This window comes from Exiguobacterium sp. E17S, from assembly GCF_057772545.1.
The window spans coordinates 283,860-297,898 of record NZ_JBYLRU010000002.1; the positions used below are offsets into that span (position 1 = coordinate 283,860).

At 47.6% G+C, this 14,039-nt stretch carries 17 protein-coding genes and 1 riboswitch; of the genes, 6 read left to right on the top strand and 11 right to left on the bottom strand.

Annotated elements, in window-relative coordinates; genetic code table 11:
* Nucleotides 1-5 precede the first annotated feature (5 nt).
* Nucleotides 6-488 carry a DMT family transporter gene (locus AC3B4V_RS10630; protein ID WP_214861379.1) on the top strand — a complete coding sequence of 161 codons (483 nt, stop codon included), beginning with the start codon at nt 6-8 and terminating at the stop codon, nt 486-488.
* Between the two features lie 75 nt (nt 489-563).
* Here AC3B4V_RS10630 and msrA read toward each other — a convergent pair whose 3' ends face one another.
* The gene (gene msrA, locus AC3B4V_RS10635; protein ID WP_023467010.1) at nt 564-1,094 is read right to left on the bottom strand and encodes a peptide-methionine (S)-S-oxide reductase MsrA; all 531 of its coding nucleotides are present in this window, start codon (nt 1,092-1,094) and stop codon (nt 564-566) included.
* Between the two features lie 94 nt (nt 1,095-1,188).
* Nucleotides 1,189-1,292: riboswitch (SAM riboswitch) on the bottom strand.
* 62 nt (nt 1,293-1,354) lie between these two features.
* Complete coding sequence (locus tag AC3B4V_RS10640) at nt 1,355-2,533, bottom strand: M20 metallopeptidase family protein (protein WP_488378375.1); 1,179 nt, start codon at nt 2,531-2,533, stop codon at nt 1,355-1,357.
* Nucleotides 2,534-2,610: 77 nt separating this feature from the next.
* On the opposite strand from AC3B4V_RS10640, the gene AC3B4V_RS10645 reads away from it, so the two are divergent.
* Entirely contained in the window at nt 2,611-2,904 is a 294-nt protein-coding gene (locus AC3B4V_RS10645; RefSeq protein ID WP_029340705.1) for a putative quinol monooxygenase, read from the top strand.
* Between the two features lie 58 nt (nt 2,905-2,962).
* Here AC3B4V_RS10645 and AC3B4V_RS10650 read toward each other — a convergent pair whose 3' ends face one another.
* From AC3B4V_RS10650 to AC3B4V_RS10660, 3 genes are all read right to left on the bottom strand, one after another.
* A complete protein-coding gene (locus AC3B4V_RS10650) occupies nt 2,963-3,709 on the bottom strand; it encodes a C40 family peptidase (RefSeq protein WP_488378376.1) in 747 nt (248 codons plus the stop codon).
* 104 nt (nt 3,710-3,813) lie between these two features.
* The gene (locus tag AC3B4V_RS10655) at nt 3,814-5,517 is read right to left on the bottom strand and encodes an SH3 domain-containing protein (protein WP_488378377.1); all 1,704 of its coding nucleotides are present in this window, start codon (nt 5,515-5,517) and stop codon (nt 3,814-3,816) included.
* 140 nt (nt 5,518-5,657) lie between these two features.
* A complete protein-coding gene (locus tag AC3B4V_RS10660) occupies nt 5,658-6,212 on the bottom strand; it encodes a GNAT family N-acetyltransferase (protein ID WP_133208350.1) in 555 nt (184 codons plus the stop codon).
* 269 nt (nt 6,213-6,481) lie between these two features.
* Here AC3B4V_RS10660 and AC3B4V_RS10665 point away from each other — a divergent pair, with 269 nt between their 5' ends.
* From AC3B4V_RS10665 to AC3B4V_RS10675, 3 genes are all read left to right on the top strand, one after another.
* Nucleotides 6,482-6,811 (top strand): DMT family transporter, encoded by a 330-nt coding sequence (locus tag AC3B4V_RS10665; RefSeq protein ID WP_029340708.1) that lies wholly within the window; start codon nt 6,482-6,484, stop codon nt 6,809-6,811.
* On the top strand, nt 6,808-7,125 hold the full coding sequence (locus tag AC3B4V_RS10670) for a DMT family transporter (RefSeq protein WP_023467016.1): 318 nt from the start codon (nt 6,808-6,810) through the stop codon (nt 7,123-7,125). Before AC3B4V_RS10665 ends, AC3B4V_RS10670 begins: the two co-directional genes overlap by 4 nt.
* A 128-nt stretch (nt 7,126-7,253) precedes the next feature.
* Nucleotides 7,254-7,997 (top strand): general stress protein, encoded by a 744-nt coding sequence (locus AC3B4V_RS10675; RefSeq protein WP_488378378.1) that lies wholly within the window; start codon nt 7,254-7,256, stop codon nt 7,995-7,997.
* Nucleotides 7,998-8,108: 111 nt separating this feature from the next.
* Here the strand turns inward: AC3B4V_RS10675 and AC3B4V_RS10680 are convergent, their stop codons facing one another.
* A complete protein-coding gene (locus AC3B4V_RS10680) occupies nt 8,109-8,924 on the bottom strand; it encodes an aldo/keto reductase (protein WP_214856053.1) in 816 nt (271 codons plus the stop codon).
* Nucleotides 8,925-9,056: 132 nt separating this feature from the next.
* Between AC3B4V_RS10680 and AC3B4V_RS10685 the strand changes: the two genes are divergently transcribed.
* Complete coding sequence (locus AC3B4V_RS10685) at nt 9,057-10,082, top strand: iron-containing alcohol dehydrogenase family protein (protein ID WP_488378379.1); 1,026 nt, start codon at nt 9,057-9,059, stop codon at nt 10,080-10,082.
* A 54-nt stretch (nt 10,083-10,136) separates the two neighbouring features.
* On the opposite strand, the gene AC3B4V_RS10690 is transcribed toward AC3B4V_RS10685, so the two are convergent.
* From AC3B4V_RS10690 to AC3B4V_RS10710, 5 genes are all read right to left on the bottom strand, one after another.
* Nucleotides 10,137-11,099 carry an EAL domain-containing protein gene (locus tag AC3B4V_RS10690; protein WP_195865730.1) on the bottom strand — a complete coding sequence of 321 codons (963 nt, stop codon included), beginning with the start codon at nt 11,097-11,099 and terminating at the stop codon, nt 10,137-10,139.
* A gap of 179 nt (nt 11,100-11,278) precedes the next feature.
* Nucleotides 11,279-11,542 carry a DUF1294 domain-containing protein gene (locus tag AC3B4V_RS10695; RefSeq protein WP_051656210.1) on the bottom strand — a complete coding sequence of 88 codons (264 nt, stop codon included), beginning with the start codon at nt 11,540-11,542 and terminating at the stop codon, nt 11,279-11,281.
* Nucleotides 11,543-11,560: 18 nt separating this feature from the next.
* Nucleotides 11,561-12,298, bottom strand: coding sequence for a TPM domain-containing protein (locus tag AC3B4V_RS10700; RefSeq protein ID WP_488378380.1), 738 nt, complete (start codon nt 12,296-12,298; stop codon nt 11,561-11,563).
* Entirely contained in the window at nt 12,295-12,888 is a 594-nt protein-coding gene (locus AC3B4V_RS10705) for a LemA family protein (protein WP_488378381.1), read from the bottom strand. The genes AC3B4V_RS10700 and AC3B4V_RS10705 overlap by 4 nt, the downstream gene beginning before the upstream one ends.
* A 107-nt stretch (nt 12,889-12,995) precedes the next feature.
* Nucleotides 12,996-13,832 carry an undecaprenyl-diphosphate phosphatase gene (locus tag AC3B4V_RS10710; protein ID WP_488378382.1) on the bottom strand — a complete coding sequence of 279 codons (837 nt, stop codon included), beginning with the start codon at nt 13,830-13,832 and terminating at the stop codon, nt 12,996-12,998.
* Nucleotides 13,833-14,039 lie beyond the last annotated feature (207 nt).

Consider the following 14,039-nt stretch of genomic DNA (forward strand, 5'->3'; position numbering starts at 1 on the left):
CGAACATGGTAATAGGCATCGTGTGTGCCGTGTTGGCAGGGATGTTAATCAGTTTACAGACGGTATTGAATGCTCGGATGAGTGACGCGTTTGGAGCTTGGGCGACGACGACGCTGGTCTTCTTTGTCGGTTTCGTCGGAGCAAGTGTCACGTATGTTCTGTTTCGTGGTGGAACAATCGGACAGATTCAAAACGTATCGCCACTCTATTGGTTTGGTGGACTTGTCGGTGTCGGCGTCGTTTTTTGTGTCATGCGTGGGATTCAGTTGCTTGGTCCGTCCGTCGCCATCTCTGTCGTTCTGATTTCGCAGTTAAGCTTTGCTCTTGCTGTTGATACGTTCGGCTGGTTCGGTTTACCACAAATTGATTTATCGTTCGGTCAGCTCGTCGGTCTCGCCGTCATGGTATGTGGGATCTTCGTTTTGAAGCGGTATCAAGTCGTCGCGCCGGAAGAGAAGGCGGCGGATCAAGTAGAACGTGTTTCATGACTTATTTTTTCATAACAATGAAACAGGTCAGCAAACAAATGTTTGCTGACCTGTTTTTTATATGCATTTTTTGAATTAAACCGTCGTCGTATCTTTCCATTCCTGCTCGATGAAAGCATCGCGACCAGAGGCAGCACGATCTTTTTTATAATGTTCTGGATTTTTCTTATGGAAGTCTTGATGGTACTCTTCCGCCGGATAAAATTCAGAAGCGGCATCGATCCGCGTCACGATCGGTTGTTTGAAACGATTGCTTGCAGCAAGAGCGTCACGGGAAGCGATCGCTGCTTCGTGCTGCGCATCCGTATGATAGAAGATTGCTGGTGCGTACTGCGTGCCGCGATCTTGGAATTGACCTTCTGCATCCGTTGGATCCGTTTGTGGCCAGTAGAGTTCGAGCAGACGCTCGTACGGGAACAGGCTCGGGTCAAACGTGATTTGGACGACTTCGAGATGTCCCGTCGTTCCTGTCTTGACTTGCTCGTATGTCGGATTGTCGACGTGTCCGCCCATGTAACCTGATACGATTCCCTCGATTCCTGGTAATTCTTCAAACGGTGTCACCATGCACCAAAAACATCCACCTGCAAATGTTGCTTTTTCCATCTGTCTCTTCCTCTCCGTGGGAAATCCCCATTGTATGTCTGACAGCGAGAAAACGAAAACGACTCCTTCGCTTGGTTGCAAAAGGAGTCGCCGCTTTTTATCAACCAAAGCTTTCGCTTTGCTGGTCGTAGCACCTTGCTATGCGCAGGTTGCTGGGACGTCATCGATCCAGATCTCTCGGTCCACTCTTGATAAGGGTATATGAAGTTGATGTCATTCGTTATCATTGTTGTGATGATACCATTCACACAGAAATAAAGTCAATCCTTAGGTTTCAAGGCACGTAAAACCGTCGCTCCGAGTGTCTTCGCACCAATCAACAACGCCTGTTCGTTGATTTCGTACTGCGGATGATGCTGTGGATAGTTGACGCGACCGTCCGTATATCCGGAGCCAGTAAAGAAATAACTTCCCGGGACATGTGTTAGATAATGCGCGAAGTCATCCGCAGCCATCATTGGTGTGAGTGCCCGGACGGATGCTTCCGGTAAGAAAGAAGCGGCTTCCTGAACAAGTTTTGTCTCGTCCGGATGATTCCAGAGTGCTGGATAACCAGTCGTGAAGTCGATTGAATAGGTAGCACCGATGCCGGCACATGTCGTTTTGGCGACAAGATCGACTTCTTGCCGGAGCTGATGCCGCAATGTCTCATTGAACGTCCGAATTTCACCGACGATGCGTGCTTCACCCGTGACGATGTTCGGAGCCGTTCCCGCATGGAAAGAACCAATTGCAAGAACAGCAGGCTCAAACGGATCGATCCGTCGACTGACGAGATGCTGTAAGTTGCAGACGAGCTGCGCTCCAGCGACGAGCGCATCTTTTGTTTTATGTGGTGCTTGGGCATGCCCGCCTTGACCGTGGACGATGATTTCGAATTCGTCGATCGCACATAATGTATGTCCTTCCCGAAACCCAATCGTACCAACCGGTAAATCATTTTCGAGATGTGTCGCAAAAATCGCATCGACACCTTCGAGGACACCGGCTTCAATCATTTGAATCGCTCCACCGGGAAAGACCTCTTCACCATGCTGGTGAATGATTCGAATCGTTCCTTGCAATTGATCACGCAACGGATAGAGCGTAGCAGCCAGGGCCATCACCATTGCCGTGTGACCATCATGCCCGCAAGCATGCATGATACCAGGATGGATCGACCGGAAAGCAAGCGTTGTCTCTTCCTGAAGTGGTAATGCGTCAAAATCTGCGCGGACAGCAATCGTCGGACCAGGTTGTTTACCTTCAATCGTCGCGACGACCCCACGACCTCCAACGGCTGTTTGATGAGGAATGCCTCGTTCTGTGTAAAAGGCAGCAATCTGTTCTGGTGTGCGGACTTCTTGGAAGGACAGTTCCGGATGCCGGTGGAAATCACGACGTAACGCGATCATCGTGGGTTCAAATTGTTCAAGTGCTTCAAAAAGTTGAGTTTGCATCTTCAAGCTCCTTTGACGTGTGTCTTTTCGTGAAAATGGGTACAGATACAGGTAATCACGAAAGGGGATAATGAAACATGGGAGAAATCGTCGTCAACGCTGTACTTACAATCAAAGCAGGACTCGCGGATCAAGTTTTCCCGATTCTACAAACGGTCTATCATGCCTCACAAAAAGAAGAAGGATGCTTACGTTATTCCTTGCACCAATCGATCGAGGATGAGCATCAATTCATGCTGTATGAAGTGTATCGGGACGAAGAGGCGCTTGAAGCGCATATCGCATCCGATCATTATAAAGCATACCGTGAACAGATCGAGTTATACTTGATGGATCGACAAGTAACGAAATACGTCGAGATGACATTCTGACGTGTTGCGATAAGAAGAGACGAAGCCGTCGAATTCGACGGCTTCGTCTTTTTTTGTCTTACATCGATTTAAATCCGAGGAAATGCTCTTGCCAACGCGGTTCATAAATCGAATTGATTTGGAGCTGTGAACCGCCCGCATGGATGAAGTGTTCGCTATCGAGCATGATTCCGATATGCGATGGACCATCCGTGTAGGTGTTCTGGAAGAAGACGATATCCGAGCGTTTACCACTCGAGATACTCGTCCGGCGATTCGTAAAGAAAGCACCGTACCAGTAGCCACGAACGTTCGTCCGACCACCGTATTTTCCAGCCTTGTTCGTCGCGTAGTGAATCAAACCGGAACAGTCAAAACCACCATTCACGGCATCTTGCGAACCCCATGTGTATGGTGTGCCGATATGTTGGACTGCTGCTTGGATCAGCTTTTCACCACGCGTATTGTTCTTTTTGACGACCCGTTTATCGGACGTGATCGTCACAGCGGATACAGGAAGATAAACAGGTGTCCAGCCTGACTGGATGACATAGAAGTTTCCGACTCGATGACGCGGATAAACCCGTTTGCCTTGTTCAACGAGTCCGTTGCCTTTTGGACTTGTCGGACTCGCAAAGAACGACGTCGTCTGTTTGACCGTATAGATTTTCGCCCGGTCGATCGCTTTTTGTGTCAGTCCCATATCGGGTTTGCTCGTGCTGATATAAGGGTTGAGGACATAACCGGTTTGACCATTTGCCAGGCGAACTTGCCAAAAGTCATCATCAATCGATTTCAGACCAATCAGTTTTGTTCCTTTCTTCAAATAGGCAGCTGGGCGACTGTAAGCAACGTCGGCAGAGAAGAGTGGCGTCTGGTCCAGGTGGACATAAAATGTCGTTCCTTTTTTTGCTTTTGCCGTCGGCTTGTTCAGTCCGATACGACTCGAATCGACGAAACCAAAGGCATTTTTATATTTGACGCGTGTATAATAACCGCTTTTTCCGTAGATCGAAATCGAGGTCCCTTTTTGAGTGTGCCGATTTTTTTGCTCGAAAGTTTTGCCTGCGAACGAATGACGACATCGTCTTCCGTCACATAGCGTTGACCAGTGACGTCATACAGATCCGGCTTTTTCGTCACGAGATCCGTCGTCTTGACGTAGCCGTAGACCGATCCTTTTTTCAAGCGTGTGTAACTACCGCTTGTGCCGTAAACCGTTAGTTTGTCAGCTCGTTTGACGGAATACATAATTTTGCTCTTCGTCGAAGCAGATGTGTAGACGGACAAGTTGCGTTTCGCGTATCGTGTCCCGGTTGATGCATAGACTTTTCCAGTACCGAGATCAGCTGTCTTGACGTAAGCATGAACTCCACGGAAGATGATCCGGCTATAGGTACCGCTTGTGCCATACACCGTCAGCAGCGTATTCGTTTGGTGTTGCTTCAAGACAGGACTTGAAGATTTGGCGTCCGAATAGATTGGCGTAGCGCGCTGAACATAGAGGCGTGCAGTCTTCGGATAGTATTTCAACGTACCGAGATGTGCCGTCAACACATAGGCATACTCGTCGTTTCGTTTGATTCGTGTAAATGACCCCTCGATGCCGTACGTCTGAAGAGAAGTATTCACAGGAATCGATTGTACGACTTTTCCTTTTGTAGTCGCAGTAGCATAGACCGTCGTCTGCTGTTGGACGTAACGTAGCCCGGTTTCCGAATGGTTCACGACCTGCGCATCAGCTAAATCAGCCGTCAATACGAAGGCGTAACCCGTCTTAGTCGCAACACGCGTAAAAGTACCGATCGTACCGAACGTTTCGAATGCTTGATTTTGAGTGACAGCTGTCTTCGCGCTCGTCGTCTTCGGTTCAACGAAAAGAGAAGTCGTTCGTTTGGCATAACGCAGTCCTGTTTCCGGATAATTTTCGACCTGCGCATCAGCTAAATCAGCCGTCAATACGAAGGCGTAACCCGTCTTAGTCGCAACACGTGTAAAAGTACCGATCGTACCGAACGTTTCGAATGCTTGATTTTGAGTGACAGCTGACTTCGCGCTCGTCGTCTTCGGTTCAACGAAAAGAGAAGTCGCTCGTTTGGCATAACGCGTTCCAACTAATTTCGGAAGTTGCTCGAGTTGTGTCGTAGAGACGTAGACGTATTGCTCGTCCCATTTCAGACGTGTGAACGTGTCGAAAGTGCCGTATGTATCGATTCGCTGATAGGCGGGAAGTGTCGTCACGACGGTGGAATCAAATGGTGAAGCAACTAATGAGAGTGGACCTTTCGACGTCAGTGTTGCTTGTTTTTGAAAGACAGGTGCTGTTTGCGTCAACGCGTTTGTTGCGACATAAGCAGCGCCTTCTTGCCAACTGACACGGGTAAAGTCACCGTCCGTGCTGAGTGTCTTGAATGTTGTTCCTGCTGGTAGTTGTTGAATGACCGTTGTGGAATCAGCCGTTTGTAGCAACGCAGCATCCTCTTTCAAATAAGCCGTTCCAATCGTCTCGGTGACTGTTTGTGTTTCTGCCATCGGTTGAGCAGGTGGCGATTCAGCGAAAGCGGGTGCGGGTAAAACCGAGCTCAACATTAACGTTGCGGCAAGTCCAGCAACATGAGCAGTCCATTTTTTCATCAAGAGGTTCACTCCAATTCTTAAAATTTATCATTATGAATAGTGTAGCATGCGATTGTTAAAAATTGATAAAAATCAAAAAAATAGGAGATTATCCATAAAAAAACGGTATGCCTTGGCACACCGTTTGAAGTCGTATGTTAGTTATCTTCTTCGTGATCCACTTGCCATTCCCAGTCGAGCATGCCGTAAATCAAGGAATCGCGCCAGTGGTCTTCGAGATAGACCGTCTCACGGAGCTGTCCTTCCTTCGTCATGCCGACCTTTTGCAACACGCGTTCAGAAGCGACGTTCCGTGGGTCACACGTTGCCGTGATGCGGTGTAGTTCTAGTTTTTCGAAACCGAATTGGAGAAGGAAAGAGGCGATCGACGTCGCATATCCGTTCCCCCATTCATCAGGCGAGAGGACGTATCCGATTTCGGCGATTTTATTATCAACGTCTGTGATGACGAGTTCACCGGCACCGATGACGACGTCACTTGGAAACGTCACGGCAAAGACATAACGACGTCTTGGTGTCTCGAGTTCACTTTCAAGCGCATCATGTAGGAATTGTTTCGTATCCGTTTCGGTATTCGGTCCCCATGATTGGAATTGACTGACGATGGGTTGTGAGGCATAGGCGTGAACCGCTTCTACATCTTCTGGTGTAAAACGACGAATCCGAAGTTGATCATTGATTTTATAACGCATGCAGCATCCTCCTCTTTCAGATGAAGTCACTTTGATTCTATTTGACAGATGGGGAACGGATTCCTGTTTGACACGGGAAAAAGGGCGTGCTAGGGTGGTTGTATCGAATGGAATAGGGAGTATCCTCTAGGGTTCCGTACGGCTGGACCGAGGGAGGAACATGGACGTTTGTCCATGCAACGGAGGGATAAAAGCCCGGGAGTAAAGCGAATCGTCTCGCTTGCTCCCGGGCTTTTTCATTTGAATTTACCTATCAGGAGGCAATTACTATGGCAAAGTATTGGATTGGCATCATCGTCGCAGCGTGTTTTGAAGTGGGCTGGGTCATCGGATTAAAACATGCGGCAACACCACTTGAGTGGGCTGCAACGATCGTCTGTATCATCGTTAGCTTTACCGTGCTCATTAAAGCGAGTAACCATTTACCAGTCGGAACGGTCTATGCTGTTTTCGTCGGTCTCGGAACAGCAGGAACGGTCGTGACGGATATCGTCTTGTTCGATCAAGCCGCTTCCGTGATGAAATTAGCATTGATTGCTGTCTTACTCGTCGGCGTCATCGGTCTGAAATTAGTCAGTGGAGAGGAGAAATCAGCATGAGTTGGATTTATTTAATCATTGCCGGAATCTTTGAGATGTTTGGTGTCGTCTTGATCAATACGTTCAATCAAAATAAGAATGCGAAGAATCTACTGTTGATGGGAACAGGATTCGGACTCAGTTTTCTATTTTTGACACTTGCGATGAATGGTTTACCGATGGGAACAGCGTACGCGGTATGGACGGGAATCGGAGCAGCGGGTGGTGCGATTCTCAGCATGGTGCTCTATAACGAATCAAAAGACTGGAAGCGACTGGTTTGTATCGGTCTCGTCTTGAGTGCGACGATTGGTCTGAAACTCGTCGGCGAATGATTGTTTACATGTCAAACAGATGACGTTTTAATGGAACGCATGTTTTTTGGCATATTTTAACGCAAAAGAGGAAATACTCCTTATAGAAGTCACGCATGACAAATCGTGTTAATAAGGGGAGAACATCCATGAAAACGAAACAATATATCGGAACGTTCTATTCAGAGGAAGAATTGATCTCAAAAATGGACGAACTGCACATTCAAGGACATCGGGAGGAAGACTTCTACGTCATCGTCAAGGAGAAGTCGAACATCGCACTCGTCCGTAGCCAAATGGACGCAGAAATCGCGACGACAAAACCGTCTTGGATTGATCGGATTCGTGGGAACAAAGGACGCGATCAAGAAGTCGATGATCTGTTCGGGTCACTTGATCTATCAGACAATGAAATCGAACAACGCAAAACGGAAGTCGAAGGTGGGGGCTTCGTTCTGTTACTTGAAGTCCAGGACATCCAGTTCGATCCACATTTAAATACAGACAATACGCATCCTGATGTAAAAGTCCGTTATGGTAGTGGCGAAGAGACACATACGTCATCAGATGCGAACTCCAATGCACAGCTCGGCTCCGGTAATCCACTTGATGTTGATAAAGATTCGAAGGAAGAGCATGCAGAGATTGATTTGCACCGTGCCGGTACGGATAAGATGCCGCAAGACGAGCAGGCAATCGATCATTCAAAAAAACTCGACGGGAACCGGGAACCGGACATCGCGATGCGTCGGGATGACGATTTCCGCCGGCCGGAAACAGAACGCAAGGAAAAAGAACATGATGCAACGCAAGACGGCGAAGAACGTCGTCAATCGAAACATCAATCGGATGACATCGCCAAGCAAGACCATGGAAATAATTTAGACCGCTAAAATAATGGATTAGAATCACGCGTTAGGGTCATCATCAAAGAAGGTACTTTCCGGATCAATTCCGAAAAATACCTTCTTTTTGTATGGAGATTAAACGAGAATCGTCTCGTCTTATTTATGATCCGGATTTGATCCTGTACGCACGTTGGCGTTCAATTGATCGATGGCTTGCATATCAGCGTCTGACAAGCTGAAGTCGAAGACATCGAGATTTTCGCGAATGCGGCTTGGCGTGACAGATTTCGGAATCGCGACGATATCGTGTTGCAAGTGCCAACGGAGGACGACTTGAGCTGGCGTTTTCTGATGACGATCGGCAATATCGACGATGACCGGATGCGTTAACGCGTCGCGTCCTTTCATCAATGGACTCCAAGCTTCAACGACGATACCGTGCTTGCGGCAAAAGTCTCGGATCGCTTCTTGGCTGAGGAACGGATGGAGTTCAATCTGATTGACGGCAGGAACGATTGATCCTTCGGCTAAAATTCGTTCCAAGTGCGGAATATGGAAGTTCGAAACACCGATGGCACGCGTCTTTCCTTCTGCATAGAGATGTTCGAGCGCCCGCCATGTCTCGACATAACGATCTTCTTTTGGCATCGGCCAATGAATCAGGTACAAATCGACGTAATCGACACCAAGCTTTTGCAGACTCGTCTCGAAAGCGGCAAGTGTCTCTTCATAGCCGTGATCGGAATTCCAGACTTTCGTCGTTAGAAAGATCTCTTCTCGGGGAATGCCCGAGTCACGCAGCGCGCGACCGACACCTTCTTCGTTCTCGTAAATCATCGCCGTATCGATTGAACGATACCCGGCGCGGAGTGCTTCGCTGACCGCTTCATATACTTCTTCTTCCGGTACTTTAAAGACACCATATCCGAGTTGGGGCATGCTGATGCCGTTATTTAACGTAATCTGTTGCATCGATTCATCGACTCCTTTGTAGTAGATTCTTCTCTTTTCTAGTGTACGCGCTCCTCCTGTAAAAATCGAATGATTGCCGAAGTGAGTTCTTTTGCGTATACTGAGCGATAACAAATATTAGGAGGCGATCCTGTGATTCGACAAGCTGTTTTACAATACATACATGAGCAACACGCACTCGATCAACTCGAAGAAGTGATAGGTGATCGTTCAGCAGTCCTGATTCATGGACGTCAGGCCTATGAAGCAGCCGCTTTTGCTTTACCAGCATTACCACGTTTTTTATTTGAAGGACATTGTACGGATCAACAGGTGGAAGCTTTCAAACAGGTATGTGCTCCATACGATGTGATTCTCGCGCTCGGAGGTGGGAGTGTCATCGATACGGCAAAACAAGTCGCGTTTCAATTACAACGCCCAATCATCGTCATTCCGACGATCGTCTCGAACTGTGCTCCGTGGACTCCGCTCAGTGTCATGTATAACGAAGAGGGACAGTACATCCGATTTGATACGTTTCCCGTCGTGATTGAAGCTCTTTTACTCGATCATCGGATTATCGCAGCAAGTCCGTATGATTATTTCGTAGCCGGACTCGTCGATACGCTAGCGAAGTGGTATGAAGCACGTGCCTTAAGCGGATCATCGGCTGAAGATCCCGTCATTGAGATGGCGCTTCGAACAGCTGAACGTTGTAAGGATCTTATCTTGTCGACGAATATAACGGAAACGCGTTTTCGTGAGTATCCCGTTGAAATGCAACATCTCGTCGAAACCGTCATTCCGTTAGCCGGAAGTATCGGCGGTTTTGGTGACGCGGCGACGCGTGGTGCAATCGGACACGCAGTGCATAACGCGTTATCTCCTCATCCAGAAACGCATGCGTTCTTGCACGGGAGTAAGGTAGGTTACGGACTACTCGTTCAGGAGAAGTTACTCGGACATGATGATGATTATGCAGAGTTGCGTGACTATCTTATTGCACAAGAACAGCCGACGGCACTCGCAGACTTCGCATTATCGCTCGATGTCGTCGAAACACTTGCTTTACGGACATCGAAAGAGGAATTGTGTCGTCTGTTGCGTCCGATCGTGTCAATGGAACAACTAGTGGATGCTATTACACGGAACGAGACTGTTTTCGTTTCGACGACTTAACATAAAAATACGCACATGTGCCGAATAATCATCAAACGGTCCATGTGCGTATTTTTATTGTGCTTTCGCAAAGCGAGCATAAGGAGCAGGGCGACCGAGTAGGTATCCTTGACCAAGATCGAAGCCGAGTTCGCGGCAAAGATCGAGTTCTTCTTGCCGTTCGATTCCTTCCGCTAAGATTTGAATCCCCATTTCTCGTGTCAGATGACGGGCTTTTCGTAAAAAGGCTTCGTTTTCTGAGTTCGTATCGCAGTGATCGATGAAGGAACGATCAATCTTAATATAATCCGGTTGAAGCAAGGACAACATATCGAGTGTCGAGAAACCAGCGCCGACATCGTCCAGTGCTACTTGAATGCCTTGCTTTTTATATTGTTCGAAGACGTGTTTCAAATGGTTGACGTCTTCAATTTTTTCCGTTTCGACGACTTCGAAGACGAGCCGACTCGGATCGACTTGATAACGTTCGACGATCTCAAACGTATGGCGCAGGCAGTACTCCGGATTATAGATCGTCGAAGGGAGAAAGTTGATGAACGTTTTTGTTGTGCCACCGATATGATGCGTCGCACGGATGGCTTCTTCACGCGCCCGCTGATCAAGACGGGAATGAAGTCCCATCTTCGAGGCCGTCGAAAACAAGACACCAGGCGAGATCGGCGTATTATCATCTGCTGCTCGCAATAAGGCTTCGTTCGCGACGAGCACGTTGCGCTGGATATCATAAATCGGTTGTAAATGGCTCGTCATGATCCCATGCTGGATGAAATCAATCGCAGATCGATGCTTCAGTTGTTCTAGAAGTGCTGAAGCTAGGATGGGTGCTGTCACATAACGCGATTGTGTGGCGCGACACGACACCGGATAATCCGCTACACGTAAGAGCGATGTTAGTAGCTGTTCGAGCTGTTCAAACGATTGATAGGAATAGATTTCTGGCGTTGGTGATTGAATATGGAGTGCTCCCGCTTCAACGAAACGGATGGATGTCGTACATTCGGCGCAAGGATGCCACATAAAGGGATGTCCACCTCTCAGTACATCAAAAAAAGATGTATTTATTAAATTGGTTAAATTCTTTACCCTAAGAGAAAAAGAAATTAAACCTGTTCTTCATAATCATTGACCTCATACAAAAAAGAGAAGGAACGACGGACACATTTCCGTACGTTCTCTTCTCTATCGGTCACATTCTTTCATTGTGAAGTGTAAACAAACCAGAAAGCGAGATGCAAGATAGCGGCTATTGGAACGAGCCATTGGAACTTCGCTTTCCGTGTCTTGTGCCGGACTGTGTACATACCGATCCAAGAACCGAGCGCACCACCGAGGAAAGCAATCGTCAATAGTGTCGCTTCGGGTGTCCGGTAAGCATGTTGCCGCGCCCGACGTTTATCCTGCCACATCGATACAAATCCGATGAGTGTCAGGAGGAGGTAATACCCTAAGATGATCCTCATGAAAAAACGACTCCTTTTCTACCGTTCGGCACCACCACCGCCGGAACTTCCGCCACCACCGCGACTGCCACCATTTCCACTGCCACCACGCATGATCGCGGAGAAGATGTTCAAAATCGCAAAGAAGAACATACCACCGGTGAACTTCATATCGAGGAACAATAAGATCATTAATCCAGCACCGATCAGAATCTTCGTCCAAAGCGGAAGTCCGTCGTCATTTTGTGTTTTCGGAGGATCCTGTGACTCAAGCGATTGATCCTTTGAGATGACACTGACGACCGCTTTATATGTTTCGGAGGCTGCTTTTCCATACTCACTGTTTTCCTTGTAAGGAACAGCATACTGATCGAGAATACGTCCGGCTGTGATGTCTGTCAAAATCCCTTCGAGTTTATAACCGACCTCGATCCGGAATTGGCGATCCTTTTCGTTCGGAGCGACGACGACAAGAACACCATTGTCTTTTCCTTCTTGACCGATGCCTTGGCGCCGGAACGTTTCATTGGCGTAAGAGCTTAAATCCTGTCCCTTTAGATCGGGAACCGTCTTGAGAACGACTTGTGCCGTCGTATATTGTTCGAGTTCCTGACCGAGTTGCGCGAGTTCGGCTTCTTCCGAAGGGGTGAGCAGCTGAGCATCATCCTGAATGAAGAAGGCTGCTCCCGTCCGTTCTGAAACGGCACTAGCTGTTGGAACGAAGAGGAAGAAGACAAGGAACGCGCTCAATAGAAGTCGCGTCCACCGCCGAATCATTTCGAATCACTGTTAAAGTCGACGGTCGGATTTTCCCGGTCGCTGTCTGAAATCTCGTAATACGGCTTTTTCTCGAATCCGAAGGCGGATGCGTAAAGTGCCGTTGGGAAGCTCCGACGTTTTTTGTTGTAGAGGGTTACAGCATCATTGTAATCCTTGCGGGCGATCCCGAGACGATTTTCTGTTCCTTCCAGCGTGTCCATCAAGGATTGGAACCGTTCGCTTGATTTTAATTCTGGATAAGTCGTCTGCAAGGCAATCAATCCGCGAAGCGAAGACGTGACTTGTTGGTCAGCTTCAATTCGTTGCTCGGTTGACGCAGCACGCGCAAGACCAGCTTGGGCTTCTGCGACTTTACCGTAGACTTTTTCTTCTTGACCCGCGACACCTTTAACGGTTTCAACGAGGTTCGGAATTAAATCCGCACGACGTTTGATTTGGTTGTCGACTTGCGACCATTTATTCGATACATCTTCTTCTACATTGACGAGGCTATTGTATTGTCCGATTGCTAAAAAGGCAATCACGGCAACAATAACGACTCCGATGATTAATGGGAGTTTTGATGTACTCCGACTTCTGCGTGCCATGTGGCATTCACTCCTTTAATTATGTCTCATCCCTATATACCCTTAAGCGACTGAATTAGTTTCAAAAAAATGAAAAACCGTCAGCTAAAATAGCTAACGGTTTGAACTTACATGTAGACGATGACAGCTAAGATAGCCGCTAAGACAAGACGGTAGATGGCGAACGGAACGAGTTTGATCTTGTTGATCAGCTTCAAGAAGAAGCGGATCGATAAGAGGGCAAACACGAACGACGCAACGAAACCGACAGCATAGAATGCGAAATGGTTCGGTTGAATGTTATCCCAGTTCTTAACGAGCGAAAGGAAACTAGCACCGAACATGATCGGTACAGCCATGATGAACGTGAAGTCGGCTGCCGTCCGGTGATTCATCCCGAGGAAGACCCCTCCGGAAATCGTTGAACCAGAACGGGAGAAGCCAGGCCAGAGTGAAATACATTGGAACAGACCGACGAGTGCTGCTTGGCGATATGTAATCTGATCAAGCGATGTCGTTTTTGGTTCCTTTGGTCCGAGTTTATCGGCTGCGATCATCAAGAGGGCACCGACAGCAAGACCGATGATGACCGTTTCAATCGAGAAGAGGTTCTCATCGATGAAATCTTCGAATAACAACCCGAGAACAGCTGCTGGTAGAAGACCGATCAAGACGTGACGTAGCTTTAACTTGTGTGTGCCTGATGCGTCATGTTCGCCTTCAATCTTATACAAACCGATCAAGCTGAAGAGGCGTTTCCAAAAGACGACGACGACTGCAAGAATCGATCCGAGCTGAATGACGATTTTAAAGGTGTTCGCCGAATATTTACCGAGAAAATCGGTCGTTTGCAACCACATGTCATCGACGATGATCATGTGACCTGTGGAAGAGACCGGTGCAAATTCCGTCATCCCTTCGACGAAACCGAGTAAGAGCGCTTTTAAAAGTTCAATGATTGTCATGATAATCTCCTTCTATATGATGTGCTAGTTAAAAACATATCATGTTTTATTCTTGTGAGATAGAACTAATTGGAATATCGGGCGCAGGTCTGAGAGACGATCGTATGTGTAAGACGCGTTGTACGATTTAAATTCGTTTGGATAAGATAATAGATGGATTTAGGTATCATCGGATAGATCAGGAAATCCGATCATTTTCATTCATAC

Excerpts from the sequence above, each read along its gene's own strand:
- AC3B4V_RS10670 (WP_023467016.1), top strand. The coding sequence starts at position 6,808 with ATGAGTTGGATTTATTTAATCATTGCCGGAATCTTTGAGATGTTTGGT.
- AC3B4V_RS10675 (WP_488378378.1), top strand. The coding sequence starts at position 7,254 with ATGAAAACGAAACAATATATCGGAACGTTCTATTCAGAGGAAGAATTG.
- AC3B4V_RS10645 (WP_029340705.1), top strand. The coding sequence starts at position 2,611 with ATGGGAGAAATCGTCGTCAACGCTGTACTTACAATCAAAGCAGGACTC.
- AC3B4V_RS10710 (WP_488378382.1), bottom strand. The coding sequence starts at position 13,832 with ATGACAATCATTGAACTTTTAAAAGCGCTCTTACTCGGTTTCGTCGAA.
- AC3B4V_RS10695 (WP_051656210.1), bottom strand. The coding sequence starts at position 11,542 with ATGAGGATCATCTTAGGGTATTACCTCCTCCTGACACTCATCGGATTT.
- AC3B4V_RS10630 (WP_214861379.1), top strand. The coding sequence starts at position 6 with ATGGTAATAGGCATCGTGTGTGCCGTGTTGGCAGGGATGTTAATCAGT.
- AC3B4V_RS10680 (WP_214856053.1), bottom strand. The coding sequence starts at position 8,924 with ATGCAACAGATTACGTTAAATAACGGCATCAGCATGCCCCAACTCGGA.
- AC3B4V_RS10665 (WP_029340708.1), top strand. The coding sequence starts at position 6,482 with ATGGCAAAGTATTGGATTGGCATCATCGTCGCAGCGTGTTTTGAAGTG.
- AC3B4V_RS10640 (WP_488378375.1), bottom strand. The coding sequence starts at position 2,533 with ATGCAAACTCAACTTTTTGAAGCACTTGAACAATTTGAACCCACGATG.
- msrA (WP_023467010.1), bottom strand. The coding sequence starts at position 1,094 with ATGGAAAAAGCAACATTTGCAGGTGGATGTTTTTGGTGCATGGTGACA.
- AC3B4V_RS10690 (WP_195865730.1), bottom strand. The coding sequence starts at position 11,099 with ATGTGGCATCCTTGCGCCGAATGTACGACATCCATCCGTTTCGTTGAA.
- AC3B4V_RS10705 (WP_488378381.1), bottom strand. The coding sequence starts at position 12,888 with ATGGCACGCAGAAGTCGGAGTACATCAAAACTCCCATTAATCATCGGA.
- AC3B4V_RS10700 (WP_488378380.1), bottom strand. The coding sequence starts at position 12,298 with ATGATTCGGCGGTGGACGCGACTTCTATTGAGCGCGTTCCTTGTCTTC.
- AC3B4V_RS10660 (WP_133208350.1), bottom strand. The coding sequence starts at position 6,212 with ATGCGTTATAAAATCAATGATCAACTTCGGATTCGTCGTTTTACACCA.
- AC3B4V_RS10655 (WP_488378377.1), bottom strand. The coding sequence starts at position 5,517 with ATGAAAAAATGGACTGCTCATGTTGCTGGACTTGCCGCAACGTTAATG.